The organism is Butyrivibrio hungatei DSM 14810 (assembly GCF_900143205.1).
GTDB lineage: Bacteria > Bacillota > Clostridia > Lachnospirales > Lachnospiraceae > Butyrivibrio > Butyrivibrio hungatei.
Genome location: NZ_FRDH01000003.1, coordinates 168,489 through 188,094, shown reverse-complemented (window position 1 = coordinate 188,094; position 19,606 = coordinate 168,489). Strand labels below are relative to the sequence as shown.

Here is a 19,606-nt window from a genome sequence, read left to right as displayed (position 1 = left end):
ATGTTCTTCCGATGATTTTCCACTTTTATTTTATAATACGCTCGCAGTAAGAGTGTTTTGGGCTTTTCTGCGGGTAAAAACAGAAAGGATCCTATATGAAATTAAGGGAAAAATGGGAAAAACAAAACAATTCGGTTAAGCTTCTTTTGAAAAAGCTTAAAAGACATGACACTATGGTCGTGGCAGTGGCTGTAGTCATTGCTCTTGTCCTGTGCGGAGGGCTAATTTATCTTAGCACTCCTGTAGTTGCGGCAAGTGCAAAGGAGGAGTTTGCAGAAAGTGAAAAAGAAAGTAAGCAGCAGACAAACGACAAATTAGACGAGCTTCACGAGTATCTATCTCAGCTCGACAAGTCGATTTCAGACAGCCAGGAAGGTCTTGACTCTTTTTATGAGCTGACAAAAGAGGATAAGTCAAACGAGACCATAACTGAAAAAGTAGCAACTATCGGTGGGAACTTAAAAGAGATACAGACTTCGGTAACAAGTACCCAGACTCAGCTTCAGGAGTTAAAAGAGCTGATAGAGTCAAACAATGGTGAAAACAGCGAGAAGATCACAAAGGAGTTTAACAGCGTAACTCAAAGCATCAAGGATATCCAAACAAGCTTTGACAAGGCACAAGGCGATAATAAGGCTCTTCTTGGGGAGATAAAAGAGCTTATTGATAAGAATAATACTGACATGAATAAAACTCTTTCTGATAAGTTTGATAGCCTTGATAAAAAACTTACAGAGCTTGATAATGCCTTTTCTACAAATATCGATCAGCTTATAAATGAGACCAATAGTAAGCTGGAAGAGATGCTTAGTATTACGGATAAAGGATTTACCGAGGTCAACAACAATACAAATAATAAGTTCAATGAGCTAAATATCAGTATTGCTGAGAACTTTGAGAAAATATCGGACGTATCAAACGATAGTTTTTCGGGGATCATGGATTACCTAACCGGTGAGATAAACGGTATCAATGGAAAGCTTGATCAGGTTTTTCAGCGTGTGAGTGATGGCAAAAAGCTATTGGCATCCGCATTGCTCACAAAAGGCGTGACTATAAATGAGGATGCCACATTCGCGCAGTTTAGCGAAGCTATCAGAAATATTCCACAGCAGATAGTGCTTGATAATGGAGATATTGCTGGAAAGGTTGAGTATGAATACCACTTTCACACTGATGGCACTGGAAACGAATGCAATGATCAGTATGTGAGTGAGGATAGGAAAGGTGGATGCTACACAGAAAGCTACTATCACAAGCATACAAGCGATTGCTATAGTACAAGATTTGTTTACAAATACTGGACCTCTGAGAGTACAAATAATGCAGGTTACCTCTATGATGTAGATGGGGAAGCTTTCTTTAGGTGGCATTGTGATTACTGCGGATATGACAAGATAGGACATAGTCCGGACCATTTTGAATATGCAGGTAGCGCAGATGTTGTGCGCCAGAGAAATGGACATCTTTTGGATGTTGAGACCAAAAGAGATCTTAGGTGCGGAAAAAGAGAAGGACAGCTAATGGGCTATAGAGCTTCATGTGGATATGTTCATGGACAGGTTGTTACAGCGCATATTACCTTTGGCCCTGACTATTCATCATATGATCATAACCTTCCAGTTACTAATGTAGAGACATCTCATATGGCTGTAGAAAATCCCGGACAGATCGATATTGGTGCCCTTCTTGGAGACTTTGATATGGAAAAAGAGGCAGATTCAAGCGATATAACTGAAGAAGGAGGTATAACCTCTGAAACAGAAAAAACAGATCAGATAGATAAAGACCAGATCGACGAGGATAAAAATGAAGAAACAGCCCCTACAAATGAAGCTGTGACAAATGAATCTTCGGCAAGTGAAAATTCTAAAGAAGAAGCTGGTGCTTGTGAAGAAGAAAACAGCGAGTCTATGGAAGAAAATGGCGCTGAAAATCCGCAGGGCGCCGCAAATTCAGCCTCTATGTGATTTCTTGACTTTTTATTTATGTCTGCATAGAATATAGTTTGTTGTAGTGGTTATAGCATAGGTAACTATGCAGATTGGAGACATAATGACAAAGATAGATATTATTTCAGGTTTCTTAGGAGCTGGTAAAACAACTCTTATTAAAAAGCTTTTAAAAGAAGCATTAAATGGTACAAAAGTTGTTCTTATCGAGAACGAATTTGGTGAGATTGGTATCGATGGTGGATTCCTTAAGGAATCAGGCATTGAGATCACAGAGATGAACTCAGGTTGCATCTGCTGTTCACTTGTAGGTGACTTCGAGACATCTCTCAAGCAGGTTATGGATCAGTATGCACCAGAGCGCATTCTTATTGAGCCATCAGGTGTTGGAAAGCTTTCAGATGTTATGAAGGCCATCCAGAACATTGCAGAAGGTTCTGAGAACATGGAGCTTAACAGTGCAGTTACTGTTGTAGATGTATCTAAGGCTAAGGTTTATATCAAGAACTTTGGTGAGTTCTTCCTTAACCAGATCGAGAATGCCGGAACTATCATTCTTACAAGAACTGATAAAGCTGATCAGAAGAAGATCGAAGAGGCAGTAGCTCTTATTCGTGAGCACAATGCAAAGGCTACTATCATCACAACACCTCTTGATGAGATCTCTGGAAAAGAGATCCTTGATACCTTCGAAGGAAATAACGATATTGAAGCAGAGCTTCTTAAGATGATCATGGAAGAGAAGAGTGAACATCATCACCATCATCATCACCATGGCAGCCACAAGACTGTAGCAGAAGATGGTTCTGTAGTATATAGTGCACATCACGATGATGAAGAGTGCGACGATGAAGAGTGCAGCTGCCACCATCATCACCATGACGATGATGAGGATGAGCATGAGCACGAGCACCATCATCACCACCACGATGATGAGGATGAGCATGAGCACGAGCACCATCATCACCATGACGATGATGAGGATGAGCATGAACATGAACATGAACATGAGCATCATCACCATCACCACGACGCAGCTGATGTATTTGTTAGCTGGGGTATGGAAACACCTCTCAAGTACACTAAGGAAGAGATCGAGAGCATGCTTTCTAAGCTTGAAGATGAAGAAAAGTATGGTATCGTTCTTCGTACAAAGGGTGTTGTTCCTTCTACTGATGGTTCATGGATCGAATTTGACTATGTTCCAGGAGAAGCTGATGTCAGAACTGGAAGCGCAGATGTTACAGGTAAGTTCTGTGTAATTGGTTCAGGACTTGTTGAAGAAAATCTCGAGAAGCTTTTCAGAAGGCTTGCGTAAGTTGTTATGATAAGGAGAACTAAATTGAAACCGGTATATATTATCAATGGATTCCTTGATAGTGGTAAGACTGACTTTTTTAGATATACTATAGGTCAGCCATACTTTAGAACAAAAGGAAAAACTCTTCTTATAGTTTGCGAAGAGGGTGAGAATGATTACGAGGAGAAGCTCCTTAAATCTACTAACACAATCCTCGAAAAGATTGAGGATGAGGAGGATTTTAATCCTGATAATCTCATCGCTCTTGATGCCAAGTACAATCCTGAGAGAATTCTTGTTGAGTACAATGGCATGTGGAATTATAGAAATATGCGCCTTCCAGTGATGTGGAAGCTTGAACAGCAGATCACAGTTATTGATGCTTCTAATTTTGAGCTTTATTTCAGCAATATGAAGTCACTTCTTGCTGAGCAGATCCGAAATTCTGATCTTATTCTCTTTAACAGATGTGACGGAATCGAGGATCTTGCATCATTTAAGAGAAATGTTAAAGCCATTAATCAGAAGGCTGACATTATCTTTGAAGATCAAAATGGTGAAGTGGATGTAACTCTTGATGAGGATCTTCCATTTGATCTTAATGCGAATCCTATTGATCTTAATAACTATGGCTATGGAATGTTTTATCTGGATGCACTTGATCATGCTGACAGGTATGAAGGAAAGACAGTTCGCTTTAAGGGAATGGTTCTTAAGCCAACAGAATTTCCTGACAACAGATTTGTTCCAGGTAGACTTGCTATGACATGCTGCGCAGAGGATATGCAGTTCCTTGGCTTTGCATGTGAATATGACAAGACATCGGAGCTAGAAGAAAAAGAATGGGTATTAGTAACTGCTAAGGTTACCAAGCAGTACGTAGAAGAATATCAGGGCGAAGGCCCTGTTCTTCAGGCAATCTCAGTTGAGAAGACTACTGAACCAAATAACCCTGTAATTGATTTTTCTAATCCAGAACAGTAAATGATTGGATACTAATAGGGGGATTTATTATGTTTAATTATTTGCCGCTTCAGTGGCTGTTCTTGTTTTATTTTTATAGCTTTTTTGGTTGGTGCTTTGAATCAACTTATGTATCTTTTTTACAAAAGAAACCAGTAAATAGGGGCTTTATGAGAGGCCCCTTTTTACCGTTATATGGTAGTGGCGGAATAATGATGCTGCTGGTATCAAGCCCGTTTTATGACAATATCATTCTGGTATATATTGCTGGATGCATAGGAGCTACGCTTCTTGAGTATGTAACTGGCGTTGTTATGGAGGCTTTGTTCAAAGTCAGATACTGGGATTATTCTGATAAGTTCTTGAACTTTCAGGGCCAGATCTGTTTGGAATCAACCCTCGTCTGGGGACTTCTGACAGTTATCTTTACTCACTTTTTGCAGATTCCTATAGAGAAGATGCTGCTTTCAATTCCTTATAACATCTTATCTATTGTTACAATTATCCTTACTGTTTATATTAGCTGCGACTTTATGGTGGCTTTCAAGACAGCCCTTGATCTTAGAGATGTCCTTGTATACATGGAAAAGGCTAAGGAAGAAATGAGCAAGATGCAAAAGCGTCTAGATGTCATCGTTGCCTTTAAGGGTGAGGAAGTTCGCGAAACGATCGGTCAGAAGGTTGATGATATAAGTACTGGTATCGGCAATAGAGTTGATAGTATCAGTAATGGAATTGGTAGCAGAGTAGATAGCATCAGTAACGGACTTGGAAATCGTGTAGATAATCTTAGTGATTCTCTTGAAAAGTCCTTTGCAAGCATCAAGGAAAAGATCACTATCGATCCATCTTCTTACATGCAAAGTGTCAAAGATGAGGTAGGAGAGCTCTACGCTAAGTACAGGATCATGATGGACAGACTTACACCATCACCAGTAAAGAGCTTCTTTGATTGGTATAGAAACCGTACCATCTTGGGCAACCCTAATATGGTATCAAATAAGTTCAAGACCAGTATGGAAGAAGTAAAAGAGAAGGCAGCCAGCCTTCGCAATAAGAAATAAAAAAGAGTAAAAAAATACCTCATGTCGGTGAGAAGACATGAGGTTTTTTTTTTTATAAATTTATAAAAACGATTAAGCCATCTTGTTAACAGCCTGAGCAAGACGAGAAACTTTTCTAGAAGCTGTGTTCTTCTTGAATACGCCCTTTGACTCAGCCTTATCGATTACAGATGTTGCGCTAAGGAGTGCCTTTGCAGCCTCTTCCTTGTTGCCTGCCTCGATAGCAGCTCTAACCTTCTTGATCTCTGTCTTTACAGCTGACTTGATAATCTGATTTCTCTCAGCCTTTTTCTTATTAACTAAAATTCTCTTCTTGGCGGATTTAATATTTGCCATAATTACCTCCGAAATAATTAAACTTATTAGTATTTATCATGTTAGTGTGATCATCGAGCCGGACACGGACAGTCAATGTCACATACGTTAAATATCTTAGATGAAATTCCGCAAACTGTCAATAGTTTTTTGATTTTCTCTACTTTCAACACACAGTAAAAATATGTTATACTAGGCTCTGATACATTATTAATGGATTGAGGAAATAAACGTGGATCAGAGTAAGATTAGAAATTTTTGTATTGTTGCTCATATCGACCATGGCAAGTCAACTCTTGCTGACAGAATGATCGAAAAGACTGGTGTTCTTACAAGCAGAGAGATGCAGAACCAGGTTTTGGACAACATGGATATAGAGCGTGAAAGAGGTATTACCATCAAGTCACAGGCCGTTAGAATGATCTATAAGGCTAAGGACGGAGAGGAGTATACCTTTAACATGATAGATACCCCTGGTCATGTAGACTTTGGATATGAGGTATCACGAAGCCTTGCTGCATGTGATGGAGCAATTCTTGTTGTAGATGCAACACAGGGTGTAGAGGCACAGACGCTTGCTAATGTATATATGGCGCTTGATCATGACCTTGATGTATTCCCGGTTATCAACAAGATCGACCTTCCAAGTGCGCAGCCACAGGAAGTTAAGGATGAGATCGAGGATGTTATTGGATTAGAAGCTCAGGACGCTCCTTTGATCTCAGCCAAGAACGGCATAGGAATCGAGGATGTTCTTGAGGCTGTAGTTCACAAGATTCCAGCTCCAACTGGAGATTCAGATAAGCCTTTAACAGCACTTATCTTTGATAGTATCTATGATTCCTACAGAGGCGTTATCGTATTTGTAAGAGTCAGAGACGGTGTCATCAAAAAGAATATGAAGGTTAAGTTCATGGCAACTGGTGCTGAGGCTGATGTTGTAGAGGTTGGATACTTTGGACCTGGCAGATTTATAGCCAGTGATGAGCTTTCAGCAGGAGATGTTGGATATTTTACAGCTTCTATCAAGAATATTCAGGATACACGAGTTGGTGATACAGTTACAGATTCTGCAAGACCATGTGCAGAGGCACTCCCTGGATACAAGAAGGTTATGCCAATGGTTTACTGCGGATTATATCCAGCAGATTCAGCTCATTATTCAGACCTTAGAGATGCCCTTGAAAAGCTCCAGCTTAACGATGCTTCACTTTTCTATGAGCCAGAGACATCACAGGCCCTTGGCTTTGGATTTAGAGCAGGTTTCCTTGGACTTCTTCACCTTGAAGTTATCCAGGAGAGACTTGAGAGAGAATATGACCTTAATCTTGTAACTACAGCGCCTGGCGTTGTTTACAAGGTGCACAAGACAGATGGCACAGTATTTGACCTTACTAATCCTTCAAACCTTCCAGATCCTTCTGAGATCGAATACATGGAAGAGCCTGTAGTTAACGGTGAGATTATGGTTACCACTGATTATGTTGGGGCTATCATGCAGCTTTGCCAGGAAAGACGCGGCAAGTATATCAGTACTGACTATATTGAGCAGACCAGAGCAATCCTCAAATATGAGCTTCCACTTAATGAGATCATCTACGATTTCTTTGATGCACTTAAGTCAAGGTCAAGAGGCTATGCTTCCTTTGATTATGAACTTAAGGGTTATGAGAGGTCAGAGCTTGTTAAACTTGATATTCTCATTAACAGAGAAGAGGTTGATGCCCTTTCATTTATCGTCCACAAGGATGGAGCATATGAGAGAGGCCGTAAGATGTGCGAGAAGCTCAAGGATGAGATACCAAGACATCTTTTTGAAATTCCTATTCAGGCGGCAGTTGGCGGCAAGATAATTGCCAGAGAAACTGTTAAGGCCTATAGAAAAGACGTATTGGCCAAGTGCTACGGTGGTGACATATCACGTAAAAAGAAACTTCTTGAGAAGCAGAAGGAAGGTAAAAAGAAGATGCGCCAGATTGGAAATGTTGAAGTTCCACAGGCAGCATTCCTTAGTGTTCTTAAGCTTGACAGCGCTGATTGATGAATATGGGAAAAGAGCTATCACTGTATATTCATATACCGTTTTGCGAAAGGAAGTGCTTATATTGCGACTTCCTTTCTTTTAATGCCGAAAAAGAACTCATGGGCAGCTACTTTAAGACTTTGTCAAAAGAGATACAGCTAAGCGGAAAGGTCTATAAAGACTACATTGTCAGATCTGTTTTCTTTGGAGGAGGAACACCTTCTTTTCCAGATCATGGGAAGATCTGCGACACTTTGGATCAGATAAAAGAGTCTTTTACCATGGATGATGATTGTGAGATCAGCATAGAAGCAAATCCTGCATCAGCCATATATGATAAACTTCAGGCATACAGAAATGCCGGATTTAACAGACTTAGCATAGGAGCCCAGTCATTAAATGACGAGGAATTAAAAAGACTTGGAAGAATTCATGATTCCAGACAGTTTTTTGAAACCTACGAAAATGCCAGAAAAGCCGGCTTTGACAATATCAATATAGATGTTATGAGCGCCCTTCCAGGACAGAGCCTTGAATCCTATATGGATACGGTCAGGAAAGTAATAGAGTTAAGGCCTGAGCATATTTCAGCCTATAGTCTGATTATTGAAGAGGGTACACCATTTTATGATATGGACCTGGAGCTTCCTGATGAGGAAGAAGACAGGCTCATGTACCATGAAACCAAGAAGTATCTGGCCCAAAATGGCTACCACAGGTATGAAATCTCTAATTATGCCCTTGGAGGGCAGTCTGATGACACCTATGAGTGTTTTCATAATAAGGCCTACTGGATAAGGAGTAACTACCTTGGACTCGGGCTTGGAGCAGCTTCAATGATCGAGGATGTAAGGTGGAGTAACATAAAAGACATAAAGGATTATATAGCCTTTATGGCAGATGATAGCTCTTTTGACAAAATAAGAGAAAATGTTGAAAATCTATCAATAGAGGGCAGGATGGAAGAGTTCATGTTCCTGGGGCTTCGTCTTGTGCGAGGCGTAGACCTTAATGAATTCGAGACTCTTTTTAAAAGAACTGCCGAAGAAGTTTACGCAGAAGTAATATATAAGTATGTAGAGATGGGGCTTTTGCATAGATATGTGGAAAAAAAGTCTGGCCACGAATATCTTTGCCTTACGGAAAAAGGTCTTGATGTAAGCAATACTGTTATGGCTGATTTTTTGATAGAATAATATTTATCTAGGGAATTGGGGGATCATAGTATGAATTATAATTTTTTTGCACTTATTTCCAGAATGAAGTACATAGACCGTTGGGCTCTTATGAGAAATACCAGAGCGGAGAATCTCTGCGAGCACTCAATGGAAGTAGCCATGATCGCACATGCGCTTTGCACTATAGGAAATGTGAGGTATGGCAAGAATCTTGATGCAAACAAAGCAGCACTGATCGGTCTTTATCATGATGCATCTGAGATCATTACTGGAGATATGCCAACTCCTGTTAAATACTTTAACGCTGAGCTTAAGAGCGCTTACAAAGAGGTTGAGAAGGTTGCAGATGAAAAACTCCTCGAAAAGCTTCCTGATGATCTTAGGCCTGTTTATGAAGATGTTTTTAATCCAAAGGCAGATGACGAAAACGAGAAATACATGAGAAAGCTTGTTAAGGCAGCAGATAAGCTCTCAGCTCTTATTAAGTGCATAAGCGAATTAAATGCTGGAAATAATGAGTTTAGAACAGCCAAGGAGAGTACAGAGAAAACTGTAAGGACTATGTACCAGGATTATCCTGAGGTCTTAGATTTTGTAAATGAATTTCTTTCTTCTTATGGAAGCACTTTGGATGAGCTTACTTAATTGATTTTTACCCCCATTACGTCCATAATATATTCAGGGGAATGTGGAAAACTAGTTGACGGGAGACTATAAATGTTATTTATAAAGTGTGATGAGCTAAGGCCGGGGATGAGACTTGCTAAGCCTATTTACAATAAAAAGGGTGTCCTTTTGTATGACAGGGCAACTGTGCTCAAAGATAGGCAAAGCATCGAAAATATTAAGAGCTTTGGACTTATAGGAGTATTTATTCTAGAACCAGCAGAGCCTGTTCCGCCAATGACCAAGGAAGATATAGAGTTTGAGAGATTTCAGACTGTTATGTATAACGAGATCATGGATGAGCTCGCATATATACAAAAGACGCATAAGCAGGACAGATTTCCTAATATCTGTGCTCAGATCATCAAGAATTACGGTAATCTCAGGAAAAAGATAAATTTCCAGCAGGGACTTAGAAGTAACGAGGATTATATTTACAAGCACAGCCTTAATGTGGCAATACTTGCAGCTATGATAGCTCACAGCATGAACCTTTCACTTGCTGATCAAAATGAAGCGGTAATGGCAGCAGTTATCCACGATATCGGCAAGCTTTCACTTGATCCGGGCCTTCAGGCAAAGCCAAGGTGTACCAATGAGGAACTGCTTATGATAGATGCTCATGAGATGGCGGGATATCCTATCATTGATGAAGCTTTTTCTTTTTTACCAAATATAAAAAGAGCTTGTAATCAGGCCAGAAAGATCCTGCTTGATTACTGGCAGAATGAAGATGTACAGATTCAAAAGTCTCTTTTAACTGCAAGGATACTTGTAGTTGCAGGAATCTTTGATAAAGAGACAGCGGTAAGGTCAGAGGATGCACCAGTATCTGAAGTGCTGGTAATCCGCAGAATGATGCAGCGAAGCGATGTGTTTGATCAAAGAGTAGTTAAGGGACTTGTTGATTCTATCAACATTTTGTCGCCAGGATCCAGCGTTGAACTTAATACTGGAGAGAAGGCACTTGTTATCAGAACCAATGAGGAAGATTTCCTAAGGCCTACAGTGTTAAGCTTCAGGGATAATTCTATAATAGACCTTTCTAACAGATCAGCTTATGGTGAACTGGAGATCATGGATATCATGAAGACCATGGATAATCGTTATGTGATGGATACGGCCAAAGTTAAAGCACTTGGCATATCTGTCGAGGAACCAGAATATGTTTAAAAACAAGGATTGGTGATTATGTCAAAGATCGAAGATATTCTCAAAGAAGCAAAAGATAGGGGAGCCTCAGACGTACATATTACTGTCGGACTTCCACCAAAGATGAGGCTTAATGGTAATCTCATCGCTATGGATCATTATGACAAGATGATGCCTGCTGATACGGAGACTATTGCAAATGAGGTCATGAATGACAAGCAGCGCGAGAAACTTGATGAAAATGGTCAGCATGATATGTCTTTTTCTATTCCAGGAATAGGCAGATACAGACTTAATGTATTCAAGCAAAGAGGCTCTATCGCTATGGCCTTTAGAGTTGTAGCAACAGAGATCCCGACAGCGGAGAGTCTTGGAATACCTGAGACTGTAATAGATCTTTATCAAAAGAAACGCGGCCTTGTTTTGGTTACTGGACCAACGGGAAGTGGTAAGTCAACTACACTGGCTTCTATTATCGATATGATCAACAACAATAGAGAAGCTCATGTTATAACCCTTGAGGATCCTATTGAGTTCACATATCAGCACAGAATGTCTATTGTTAACCAAAGAGAGATCGGGACAGACTCAAACTCCTATGCCAACGCCTTAAGAGCGGCACTTCGTGAGGATCCTGATGTTATACTTGTAGGAGAAATGAGAGACCTTGAGACTATCAGTACAGCTATTACAGCCGCTGAGACAGGACATCTGGTTCTTTCAACTGTTCACACTATTGGAGCATCAAATACTGTAGATAGACTTATCGATGTATTCCCATCTCATCAGCAGCAACAGATAAGGATTCAGCTGGCTGGAGTATTAGAGGCTGTTATTTCTCAGCAGCTGATCCCTGCAAGTGATGGCGTATCCAGGATCGCAGCCTTCGAGGTTCTCCACGTTAACAGCGCGGTCAGAAATCTTATCAGAGAAGGCAAGTCACATCAGCTCATTACTTATATGCAGACTTATAGGAAACAGGGTATGATCACTATGGATGATGCGATCCTTGAGCTCTACAGGCAGCAAAAGATCACTAGAGAGGCTGCACTTCAGTTTGCTCAGGATCCAGAAACTATGCAAAATAAGATGCTTAGATAATAACTTTCATCCTACTTCAAATTCTTTTTGAAATAGGATGATTTTTTTTGTCTTTTGATGTATAATCTCAAATTGTTAATGCTCAAATAATAGCTGTGGAATTCTTCTACAGTTTTTTTCCAAGAAAAATTACATAAGAAACTTAGAACAAGAAAGGAATTATTATGTTCAGTTCAGTTACTTCAGGAGCTGTCAGGGGCATAATCTCTTATCTTATTGATGTAGAGGTTGATGTTTCCAGTGGGCTTCCTGGTTTTAATATGGTGGGCTTTATGAGCGGAGATGTCAAAGAAGCCGGCGCAAGAGTAAAGGTCGCCCTTAAAAATATTGGAGTAAAGATCCCTGCATCCAAGATAACAGTGAATCTTTCTCCGGCAGATATCAAGAAAGAAGGCATAGTTGTGGACTTGCCAGTTGCCCTAGGAATAATGATAGCCATGGGCGAGATTTCTGAGGAAAACGTAAAAGATACAGTAGTCCTTGGGGAGCTTGGGCTTGATGGCGAGATAAAGGCCGTCAAAGGAATCCTGCCAATAGTCAATAAGGCAAAGGAGATGGGAATAAAGACAGTTATCCTTCCAAAGGCTAATGCCTGTGAAGGGGCAGTAGTAGAAGGCGTCAAGGTAGTTGGAGTTGGATCACTTCAAGAGGCTGTTTGTTATCTTACAGCTCCTTTGCATGAAAGAGACATGCTGATAAAACCTACTAAAGTGGACATCGAAGCTATATTCAGGAACGCCGCACAATATGAGGAAACGTTAGACTTTGCGGATATAAACGGTCAGGCAGCAGTCAAAAGAGCTGTGGAGATAGCGGCAGCAGGTTTTCATCATATACTTCTTGTGGGCCCGCCAGGTTCAGGAAAGAGCATGGTGGCCAAGCGCATTCCATCAATACTTCCGGAGCTTTCTCTGGATGAGAGTCTTGAGGTATCAACAATCTATTCTGTAGCAGGAATGCTAAAAGAAGATCAGGCCCTTATTACCAAAAGACCTTTTATGAGTCCGCATCATCTGATCACAGAGACGGCTCTTACAGGTGGAGGCACAATTCCAAGACCGGGAGTTATATCCCTTGCTCACAGAGGAGTTCTTTTCCTTGATGAGATGCCTGAATTTCCAAGGGCCAAACTTGATATGCTAAGGCAACCAATGGAAGATAAGTATATCCACATTGCCAGAAGCAGAGGAACATTCTCATATCCAGCTGATTTCCAGCTTGTAGGCGCTTTGAATCCTTGTCCATGCGGCTACTATCCCGATAGAAATAAGTGTAAATGTACCAGTAATGAGATCAGAAGATATCTCGGCCATATTTCAGGTCCTATTCTAGATAGGATCGACATATGCGTAGAAGCTCCAAGAGTAGATATTTCCGACCTCTCCAGTAAGATCCGGAGCAAGAACGAGTCATCTGAGATCATTAGGAAAAGAGTTCTTGCAGCCAGAAAAATGCAGGAAGAAAGATTTAAAGGCACAAAACTTAGGTTTAATTCAGAGATGTCTCCATCAGATATTGAGAAATACTGCCCGCTTGGACTTAAGGAACAGGCATATTTAGAAAATGTCTTTTGCAAGATGGAGCTAAGTGCCAGAGCCTATCACAAGATATTAAGGATTGCCAGAACTATAGCAGATATTGAGGGTGAGCAGAATATAGATCAGCTCCATATCATGGAAGCTGTAAGCTATCGCATGACCGATGGCAAGTACTGGCATCAGAAGGAGGAAACCTATGCTAACTGAAAATGATTATGCTAAATGGCTTTTTAACACACCGGGACTTGGAAGTAAAGGAGTATTTGGGCTTCTTGATAAAGGCTATAGCTGTGAAGAAATTTACAAATGCCCTGATAAAGAGCTTAGAACGCTTCTTACTGCTAAGAAGGCGAATGCCCTTATAAGGCATAGGCAGAATTGGAATTTCGAACTTGAGAGAAAAAAGCTTGAAGAAAAGAAAATAAGATTTGTATCTTTCTTTGACCCGGACTATCCAAAGAAATTAAAAGATATCCCTGATCCGCCATTTGGATTGTACGTAAAGGGGAAGCTTCCAGATGAGAATAAACCATCTGTTGCAATAATTGGAGCAAGGATGTGCTCTGATTATGGCAGGTTCATGGCAAGAGAATTTGGAAGAAACTTATCTCTTGCTGGAGTTCAGATCATAAGCGGAATGGCAAGAGGAATAGACGGTATTAGTCAGAAAGCAGCCATAGATGCAGGAGGAAGCTCTTTTGGAATCCTTGGATGCGGCGTAAATATCTGTTATCCGGACGAAAACAGGGATGTGTTTGATGTTATCTGCAATGAAGGCGGCCTTATTTCTGAGTATTATCCTGATATGCTTCCTATGTCAGGTCTTTTCCCGCAGAGAAACAGGATAATCAGCGGTCTGGCTGACATAGTGCTGGTGGTAGAGGCAAGACAGAAGTCAGGAACTCAGATAACTGTAGATCAGGCTCTTGAGCAGGGAAAAGAAGTCCTTGCGATTCCAGGAAGAACAACAGACAGGTTAAGTGATGGCTGTAACTATTTAATTAGTCAGGGAGCTGGTGTTGCTCTTAGCACTCAGGATGTCTTAGACAGATTGTGGGGACACCATGGAACATTGACCAAAGAAAAAGGAGAGGAAAGAAAAAATAACGAAGAATATCAAGATACTAAGGAGGAGTATCCTGATGATTTTGAAGAGGAACCAAAGAGGAGCCTTGAGGAAGAAATTGCAGATATGATCGATATTATCCCTATCTCAACTTCTCAGATAATGGAAAAACTCCATCAAAAAGAAATAGATATATCTATCCCGATGCTAATGAGTAATCTTATGGAACTTACTTTTAAGGGAGAGATCATTCAGGATGGAGTGTATTACCGGAAACGTTTTCTATAAGATTCTAACTCAAATTGGCGCTTTTGGTAATTTTTACTGATACGGAAGCGCCACCGATTGCGCAAAACGTTACCGGCAACGATACCGAAAACGTTTCCGATTCAAAAAGTCAATATGCATTTTGTATAAAACTATCAATGGTTTATCATGTAAAGTGCTTTATTGACAAAAAAGTGCACAAGAAATACACTTTTTTATAGAGCAACCGATTGCGCGTAGTCTACGCAATCAAAGGATACGTGAAAACGGAGGGAAAAAAATGAAAAAGAAATTAGTATCTGTTTTATTAACTGTTGCTTGTGGAGCAACTCTTCTTGCTGGTTGTGGTGAGAAGGCTGCACAGGAAACAACAACTGACACAAATGAGCAGACAGAAGCTGCTGACACAACTGCTGATCAGGCAGAAGCTGAAGAGGAAAAGGAAGAGGAAGAGGCAGTTGATCCAGCTGCTTACGATGGAAAAGAAGTTAAAGTTTGGGTGGCTGAGAACGTTGTAGATTTCACAAATCAGCAGATCGAGAACTTCAAGACTGAGTATCCTCAGTACGCAGGCGTTACATTCACTGTTGAGCCTGTAGGTGAGGGTGATGCTGCTGGTAACATGATCACAGACGTAACATCAGGTGCTGATGTATACGGATTTGCACAGGATCAGCTTACAAGACTTGTTACAGCTAACGCTCTTGAGGAAGTTAATCCTGATTTTCTTGCAGATGTTGAGTCAGCTAACTCAGCAGGTGTTGTAGAAGCTGGTAAGGTTGGCGGTACATTATACGCTTATCCTATGACAGCTGATAACGGATACTTCTTATATTATGATAAGAGTGTTGTTACAGATCCTTCAACTCTTGAAGGTATTGTTGAGCAGTGCGAAGCTGCAGGCAAGAACTTCTACATGGACCTTACAGGTTGGTATCAGGTAGCATTCTTCTTTGGAACAGGATGCCAGCTTACATACGATACAGATGATGCAGGTAACTTCACAAAGTGTAATGTTGACTATGCTTCAGATAAGGGCCTTGTAGCTCTTAAGGAGATGATTGAACTTGCTTCTTCATCATCATTCCAGGCTGGTTCATCAGCTGGTGATGCTGTTAACTACGCTGCAATCATCGATGGAACATGGGATGCAGCTACAGTTAAGGAAGTCCTTGGTGACAACTATGCATGTGCTAAGCTTCCTACATTCACAGGTTCTGATGGAAAAGAGTATCAGATGAGCGGATTCAACGGATGCAAGCTTCTTGGTGTTAAGCCTCAGGAAGATGAAGATAAGCTCCAGATCTGCGATGACCTTGCTTACTATCTTACAAGCGAGAAAGTTCAGCTTGCTAGATTCGAAGCAGTTCAGTGGGGACCAGCTAACTTAAATGCACAGGCTTCAGATGCAGTTCAGGCTAACGAAGCTCTTGCAGCTCTTTCAGAGCAGTTTGCATACACTATTCCTCAGGGCAACTATCCTGGAGACTACTGGACACGTTCAGAGTCACTTGCAGGTGATGTAAAGGGTGATTTCCAGAAGGCTTCTGATGAAGATCTTACAAAGGCTCTTGAGACATATCAGGCTGATCTTGAGTCATATGCAAAATAATCTTTGTTAATTAACTATGTTGTAAAAGGTTCTTCCGGCGAAGTATGTAACTTTGCCGGAAGAATTTACTGTATATAAAACTTGGAGGATGCGGTATGGCTAATAAAAAAAGCAGCCCAAAAAAGAAAAATGCATTAGCAAATTTCTTCAGTATTCTTGTGAGCGACTTAAAGGAGATCGGTGTTACATTTAAAGAAGGCGACTTTAAGACAAGAATATCATTTTTAATTTTTGGATTTGGTTCTTTACTTAGGGGATTATGGCTCAGGGGGTTAGCTCTTTTAGCTGTAGAAGCAGGACTTTTATATTTTGTATTTGGATTTGGATGGAATTATCTGTCCAAATTATCCACGCTTGGAACAATTGCTACAAGCAAAAAAGGTAGAAAGACTGTATATGGAGATAACTCTTTCCTGATACTTCTTTTTGGTCTTTTGACATTATTTGCTGTTATTGCATTTATAACAGTTTGGAGGATCAATGTTAGAATAAACCGCACAGAGCAGCTTATTCTCAAGAATGGTAGAAAGCTTCCTACTAACAAGGAGGACTTCGCATCGTTGTTTGATTCTAATTTTGACAAGACACTTCTTGCACTTCCAGTTATTGGAATATTCGTATTTACTGTTTTGCCTATTGTATTCATGATATGTGTGGCCTTTACCAATTATGATGCGAACCATCAGCCACCATCCAATCTCTTTACATGGGTAGGACTTGAGAATTTTCATCAGCTCTTTTCATTCGGCTCTGCCGGGTTTGGTAGTACATTCGTGACAGTGCTTATTTGGACACTTTTATGGGCACTTCTTGCAACATTTATCGATTATTTCCTTGGTATAGCAGTTGCGATGCTTATCAACAAAAAAGGCATCAGATTTAAGAAGCTTTGGAGAACAATCCTTGTTGTGACTATTGCTGTACCACAGTTTGTATCACTGCTTTATGTATCTAAGCTCTTTGCAAGAGATGGACTTATCAATGGATATCTTTTAAAGATCGGTGCCATCACTTCAGCTATTCCTTTCTGGGAAAATGCAGTTCTTGCAAAGATCACTATTGTTGTAGTAAACATCTGGATCGGTATTCCGTATATGATGCTCATTGCAACTGGACTTCTTATGAATATTCCGGAAGATCTCTATGAGAGTGCTCGTATTGATGGAGCTACTCCATGGCAGATGTTCCGTCACATAACAATGCCTTATATGCTGTTTGTAACAGGACCATTCCTTCTTACACAGTACACAGGAAATCTTAATAACTTTAACGTTATCTTCTTGCTTTCACAGGGCGGACCAAAGACCGGTAACCTTGTAGGAGGTGCTGGAAGAACAGATCTTCTGATCACGTGGCTGTACAAGATGACTATCAATGACACGAACTATCGTATGGCTGCAGTAATAGGTATCATGGTATTTATCGTTACAGCTGGTGTCAGCCTTGTGGTATATAACCTGTTACCATCAGTTAAAGATGAGGAGGGCTTCCAATAATGGCTAATAATAATCAAGGTTCAATGAAAAGAAAAAGAGCAGTAGGAAATGTTATTGGTTACATTGTCCTTATACTTATAAGTTTGATCTGGCTATTTCCATATTTTGGTCTTTTGATGGCCAGCTTCAGATCTTTTGATGCTAGCGTAGAGTATGGCGGAATGGTTGATTACATTATTCCTCATACATTTTCACTTGATAATTACAGATTCCTTTTTGATACTACGCAGAATAACTACACAAGATGGTATCTCAATACACTTATCATTTCACTTTGTGTTGCTGTACTTAATACATTAAATGTTCTTTGTGTAAGTTATGCTCTTTCACGAATGAGATTTAAGGGCAGAACACTTCTTATGAGATTTTGGCTCATACTTGGAATGTTCCCGGGATTCCTTACAATGATCTGTCTGTACTTCCTTTTAAAGCAGGTTGGACTTACTCAGGCAGGTGCTATTCCAGGACTTATTCTTGTATCTGTTGCAAGTTCTGGTATGGGGTACTATGTTTGTAAAGGATATTTTGATACAATACCTAAGGCCCTTGATGAAGCTGCTAGAATTGACGGAGCTTCACGTGCCAGAGTATTCCTTACAATGACTATTCCTATGTCCAAGCCGATCATCATCTACACAGCCCTTGTAGCCTTCATGGGACCATGGTGTGATTATGTATTTGCTTCATATATCGCATTTGGTCATGATAAGAGCTATAACGTAGCTGTTGCCATGCAAAGATGGATGGTAGTTGGAGATTATCAGGGGTATTTTACAAGGTTCTGTGCAGGTGGAATAGTAGTAGCTATTCCTGTAACTTTATTGTTCATGTTCTTGCAGAAATATTATGTTGAGGGTGTTACCGGAGGCGCAGTTAAGGGTTAACCTCCCGGTAGGTTATGGAGAACGCGATTATGCCAAACGGAAAGATTACCATTGATGATATTGCTAAAGCACTTGGCATTTCCAAAACTACAGTTTCCAGAGCTATTTCAGGAAAAGGCAGAGTAGGTGATGACACCAAGATCAAAGTTCTTGATTACATTGAAAAGTATAACTATACGCCTAATGTTGTAGCCAGGGCTCTTGCTGGCCAGAGAACTTTTAATATAGGCGTGGTATGGCCTGATGACTATAACGCTGTTGATCTGCCATTCTTTCAGAAGTGCATGATCGGCATGAGCGAGGTAACTGCAAATTACGGGTATGACATTGTGGTCTCTCTTATTACTTCAGATGATCAGTCTGCTCTTAAGAGAATAATAGATAACCACAAGGTTGATGGCTTTGTTCTCACCAGAACTTTAGTTGATGACAAACCTTCCAGATACCTCAAAGAAGCAGGAATACCCTTTGTTGCTGTGGGAACAACCACTGATGAGAGTATAGTCACTGTGGACAATGACAACTATGGAGCCTGCAAGGAACTTACATCAGTTTTGATAGCAAAAGGGCTCAAGAAACTTGCAATAATCGGTGGCTCAACAGATCATATCATCACAAAGACCAGGCTTAATGCGTTTCTGGCAGCATTTGAAGAAGCAGGCCTGACTGTTGATCCATCACTGATATACCTTGACTGCGAAAAAGCTCAAAAGATAGGCAATGCTTTTATGGAACTTTTAAAAAAAGGCATTGACGGAGTCGTCTGTATGGACGACAATGTGGCTAACGCTGTCATGGCAAGGTGCAGAACAGAGCACGTCAAGATTCCTGATGATATAAGGATCGCATCTTTTTACAATAGTTCAATACTAGAGAATGCCATTCCTTCAGTGACAAGCCTTAATTTTGATGAGAGAAATCTCGGGGCTGTGGCTGCAAGAATGCTTCTTGAAATGATCGATGGTGAGAAAGTTGCAAGCCGAACTCTCAAGAATTACGAAGTGATCCTTAAAGAGAGCACCAAATAAT

16 protein-coding genes are annotated in these 19,606 nt (G+C 40.5%); 15 read left to right on the top strand and 1 reads right to left on the bottom strand.

All coding sequences use genetic code 11. From position 1 onward, the window contains the following. The first annotated feature begins 95 nt into the window (after window positions 1-95). From BUA02_RS00905 to BUA02_RS00890, 4 genes are all read left to right on the top strand, one after another. On the top strand, window positions 96-1,970 hold the full coding sequence (locus tag BUA02_RS00905) for a coiled-coil domain-containing protein (RefSeq protein WP_072700233.1): 1,875 nt from the start codon (window positions 96-98) through the stop codon (window positions 1,968-1,970). A gap of 85 nt (window positions 1,971-2,055) precedes the next feature. Further along, window positions 2,056-3,270 (top strand): GTP-binding protein, encoded by a 1,215-nt coding sequence (locus BUA02_RS16215; RefSeq protein WP_072700232.1) that lies wholly within the window; start codon window positions 2,056-2,058, stop codon window positions 3,268-3,270. A 6-nt stretch (window positions 3,271-3,276) separates the two neighbouring features. Beyond that, window positions 3,277-4,236 (top strand): TIGR03943 family putative permease subunit, encoded by a 960-nt coding sequence (locus tag BUA02_RS00895; RefSeq protein ID WP_071176524.1) that lies wholly within the window; start codon window positions 3,277-3,279, stop codon window positions 4,234-4,236. 29 nt (window positions 4,237-4,265) lie between these two features. Continuing rightward, window positions 4,266-5,279: a putative ABC transporter permease gene (locus BUA02_RS00890; RefSeq protein ID WP_072700230.1), complete on the top strand. Its 1,014-nt coding sequence runs from the start codon at window positions 4,266-4,268 to the stop codon at window positions 5,277-5,279. 72 nt (window positions 5,280-5,351) lie between these two features. Here BUA02_RS00890 and rpsT read toward each other — a convergent pair whose 3' ends face one another. Further along, window positions 5,352-5,615, bottom strand: a complete 264-nt coding sequence (rpsT, locus tag BUA02_RS00885) for a 30S ribosomal protein S20 (RefSeq protein WP_071176522.1) — start codon at window positions 5,613-5,615, stop codon at window positions 5,352-5,354. Window positions 5,616-5,820: 205 nt separating this feature from the next. Between rpsT and lepA the strand changes: the two genes are divergently transcribed. The 11 genes from lepA (at window position 5,821) to BUA02_RS00830 (ending at window position 19,605) form a co-directional block, all read left to right on the top strand. Next, window positions 5,821-7,635, top strand: coding sequence for a translation elongation factor 4 (gene lepA / locus BUA02_RS00880; RefSeq protein ID WP_072700228.1), 1,815 nt, complete (start codon window positions 5,821-5,823; stop codon window positions 7,633-7,635). Continuing rightward, complete coding sequence (hemW, locus tag BUA02_RS00875; RefSeq protein WP_072700226.1) at window positions 7,635-8,813, top strand: radical SAM family heme chaperone HemW; 1,179 nt, start codon at window positions 7,635-7,637, stop codon at window positions 8,811-8,813. Before lepA ends, hemW begins: the two co-directional genes overlap by 1 nt. A gap of 30 nt (window positions 8,814-8,843) precedes the next feature. Continuing rightward, complete coding sequence (yfbR, locus tag BUA02_RS00870) at window positions 8,844-9,440, top strand: 5'-deoxynucleotidase (RefSeq protein ID WP_072700224.1); 597 nt, start codon at window positions 8,844-8,846, stop codon at window positions 9,438-9,440. 72 nt (window positions 9,441-9,512) lie between these two features. After that, on the top strand, window positions 9,513-10,634 hold the full coding sequence (locus BUA02_RS00865) for an HD-GYP domain-containing protein (protein WP_072700222.1): 1,122 nt from the start codon (window positions 9,513-9,515) through the stop codon (window positions 10,632-10,634). Between the two features lie 18 nt (window positions 10,635-10,652). After that, window positions 10,653-11,714 carry a type IV pilus twitching motility protein PilT gene (locus tag BUA02_RS00860; protein WP_072700220.1) on the top strand — a complete coding sequence of 354 codons (1,062 nt, stop codon included), beginning with the start codon at window positions 10,653-10,655 and terminating at the stop codon, window positions 11,712-11,714. A 164-nt stretch (window positions 11,715-11,878) separates the two neighbouring features. Beyond that, window positions 11,879-13,459, top strand: coding sequence for a YifB family Mg chelatase-like AAA ATPase (locus BUA02_RS00855; protein WP_083572590.1), 1,581 nt, complete (start codon window positions 11,879-11,881; stop codon window positions 13,457-13,459). Then, complete coding sequence (gene dprA / locus BUA02_RS00850) at window positions 13,449-14,606, top strand: DNA-processing protein DprA (protein ID WP_072700217.1); 1,158 nt, start codon at window positions 13,449-13,451, stop codon at window positions 14,604-14,606. Before BUA02_RS00855 ends, dprA begins: the two co-directional genes overlap by 11 nt. Before the next feature lie 259 nt (window positions 14,607-14,865). Next, on the top strand, window positions 14,866-16,197 hold the full coding sequence (locus BUA02_RS00845; protein ID WP_072700215.1) for an extracellular solute-binding protein: 1,332 nt from the start codon (window positions 14,866-14,868) through the stop codon (window positions 16,195-16,197). A gap of 95 nt (window positions 16,198-16,292) precedes the next feature. Continuing rightward, window positions 16,293-17,693: a carbohydrate ABC transporter permease gene (locus BUA02_RS00840; protein ID WP_072700213.1), complete on the top strand. Its 1,401-nt coding sequence runs from the start codon at window positions 16,293-16,295 to the stop codon at window positions 17,691-17,693. Next, window positions 17,693-18,577 carry a sugar ABC transporter permease gene (locus tag BUA02_RS00835; RefSeq protein ID WP_083572588.1) on the top strand — a complete coding sequence of 295 codons (885 nt, stop codon included), beginning with the start codon at window positions 17,693-17,695 and terminating at the stop codon, window positions 18,575-18,577. The genes BUA02_RS00840 and BUA02_RS00835 overlap by 1 nt, the downstream gene beginning before the upstream one ends. Window positions 18,578-18,606: 29 nt before the next feature. Next, complete coding sequence (locus BUA02_RS00830) at window positions 18,607-19,605, top strand: LacI family DNA-binding transcriptional regulator (RefSeq protein WP_083572587.1); 999 nt, start codon at window positions 18,607-18,609, stop codon at window positions 19,603-19,605. The last annotated feature ends 1 nt before the right edge of the window (window position 19,606 follow it).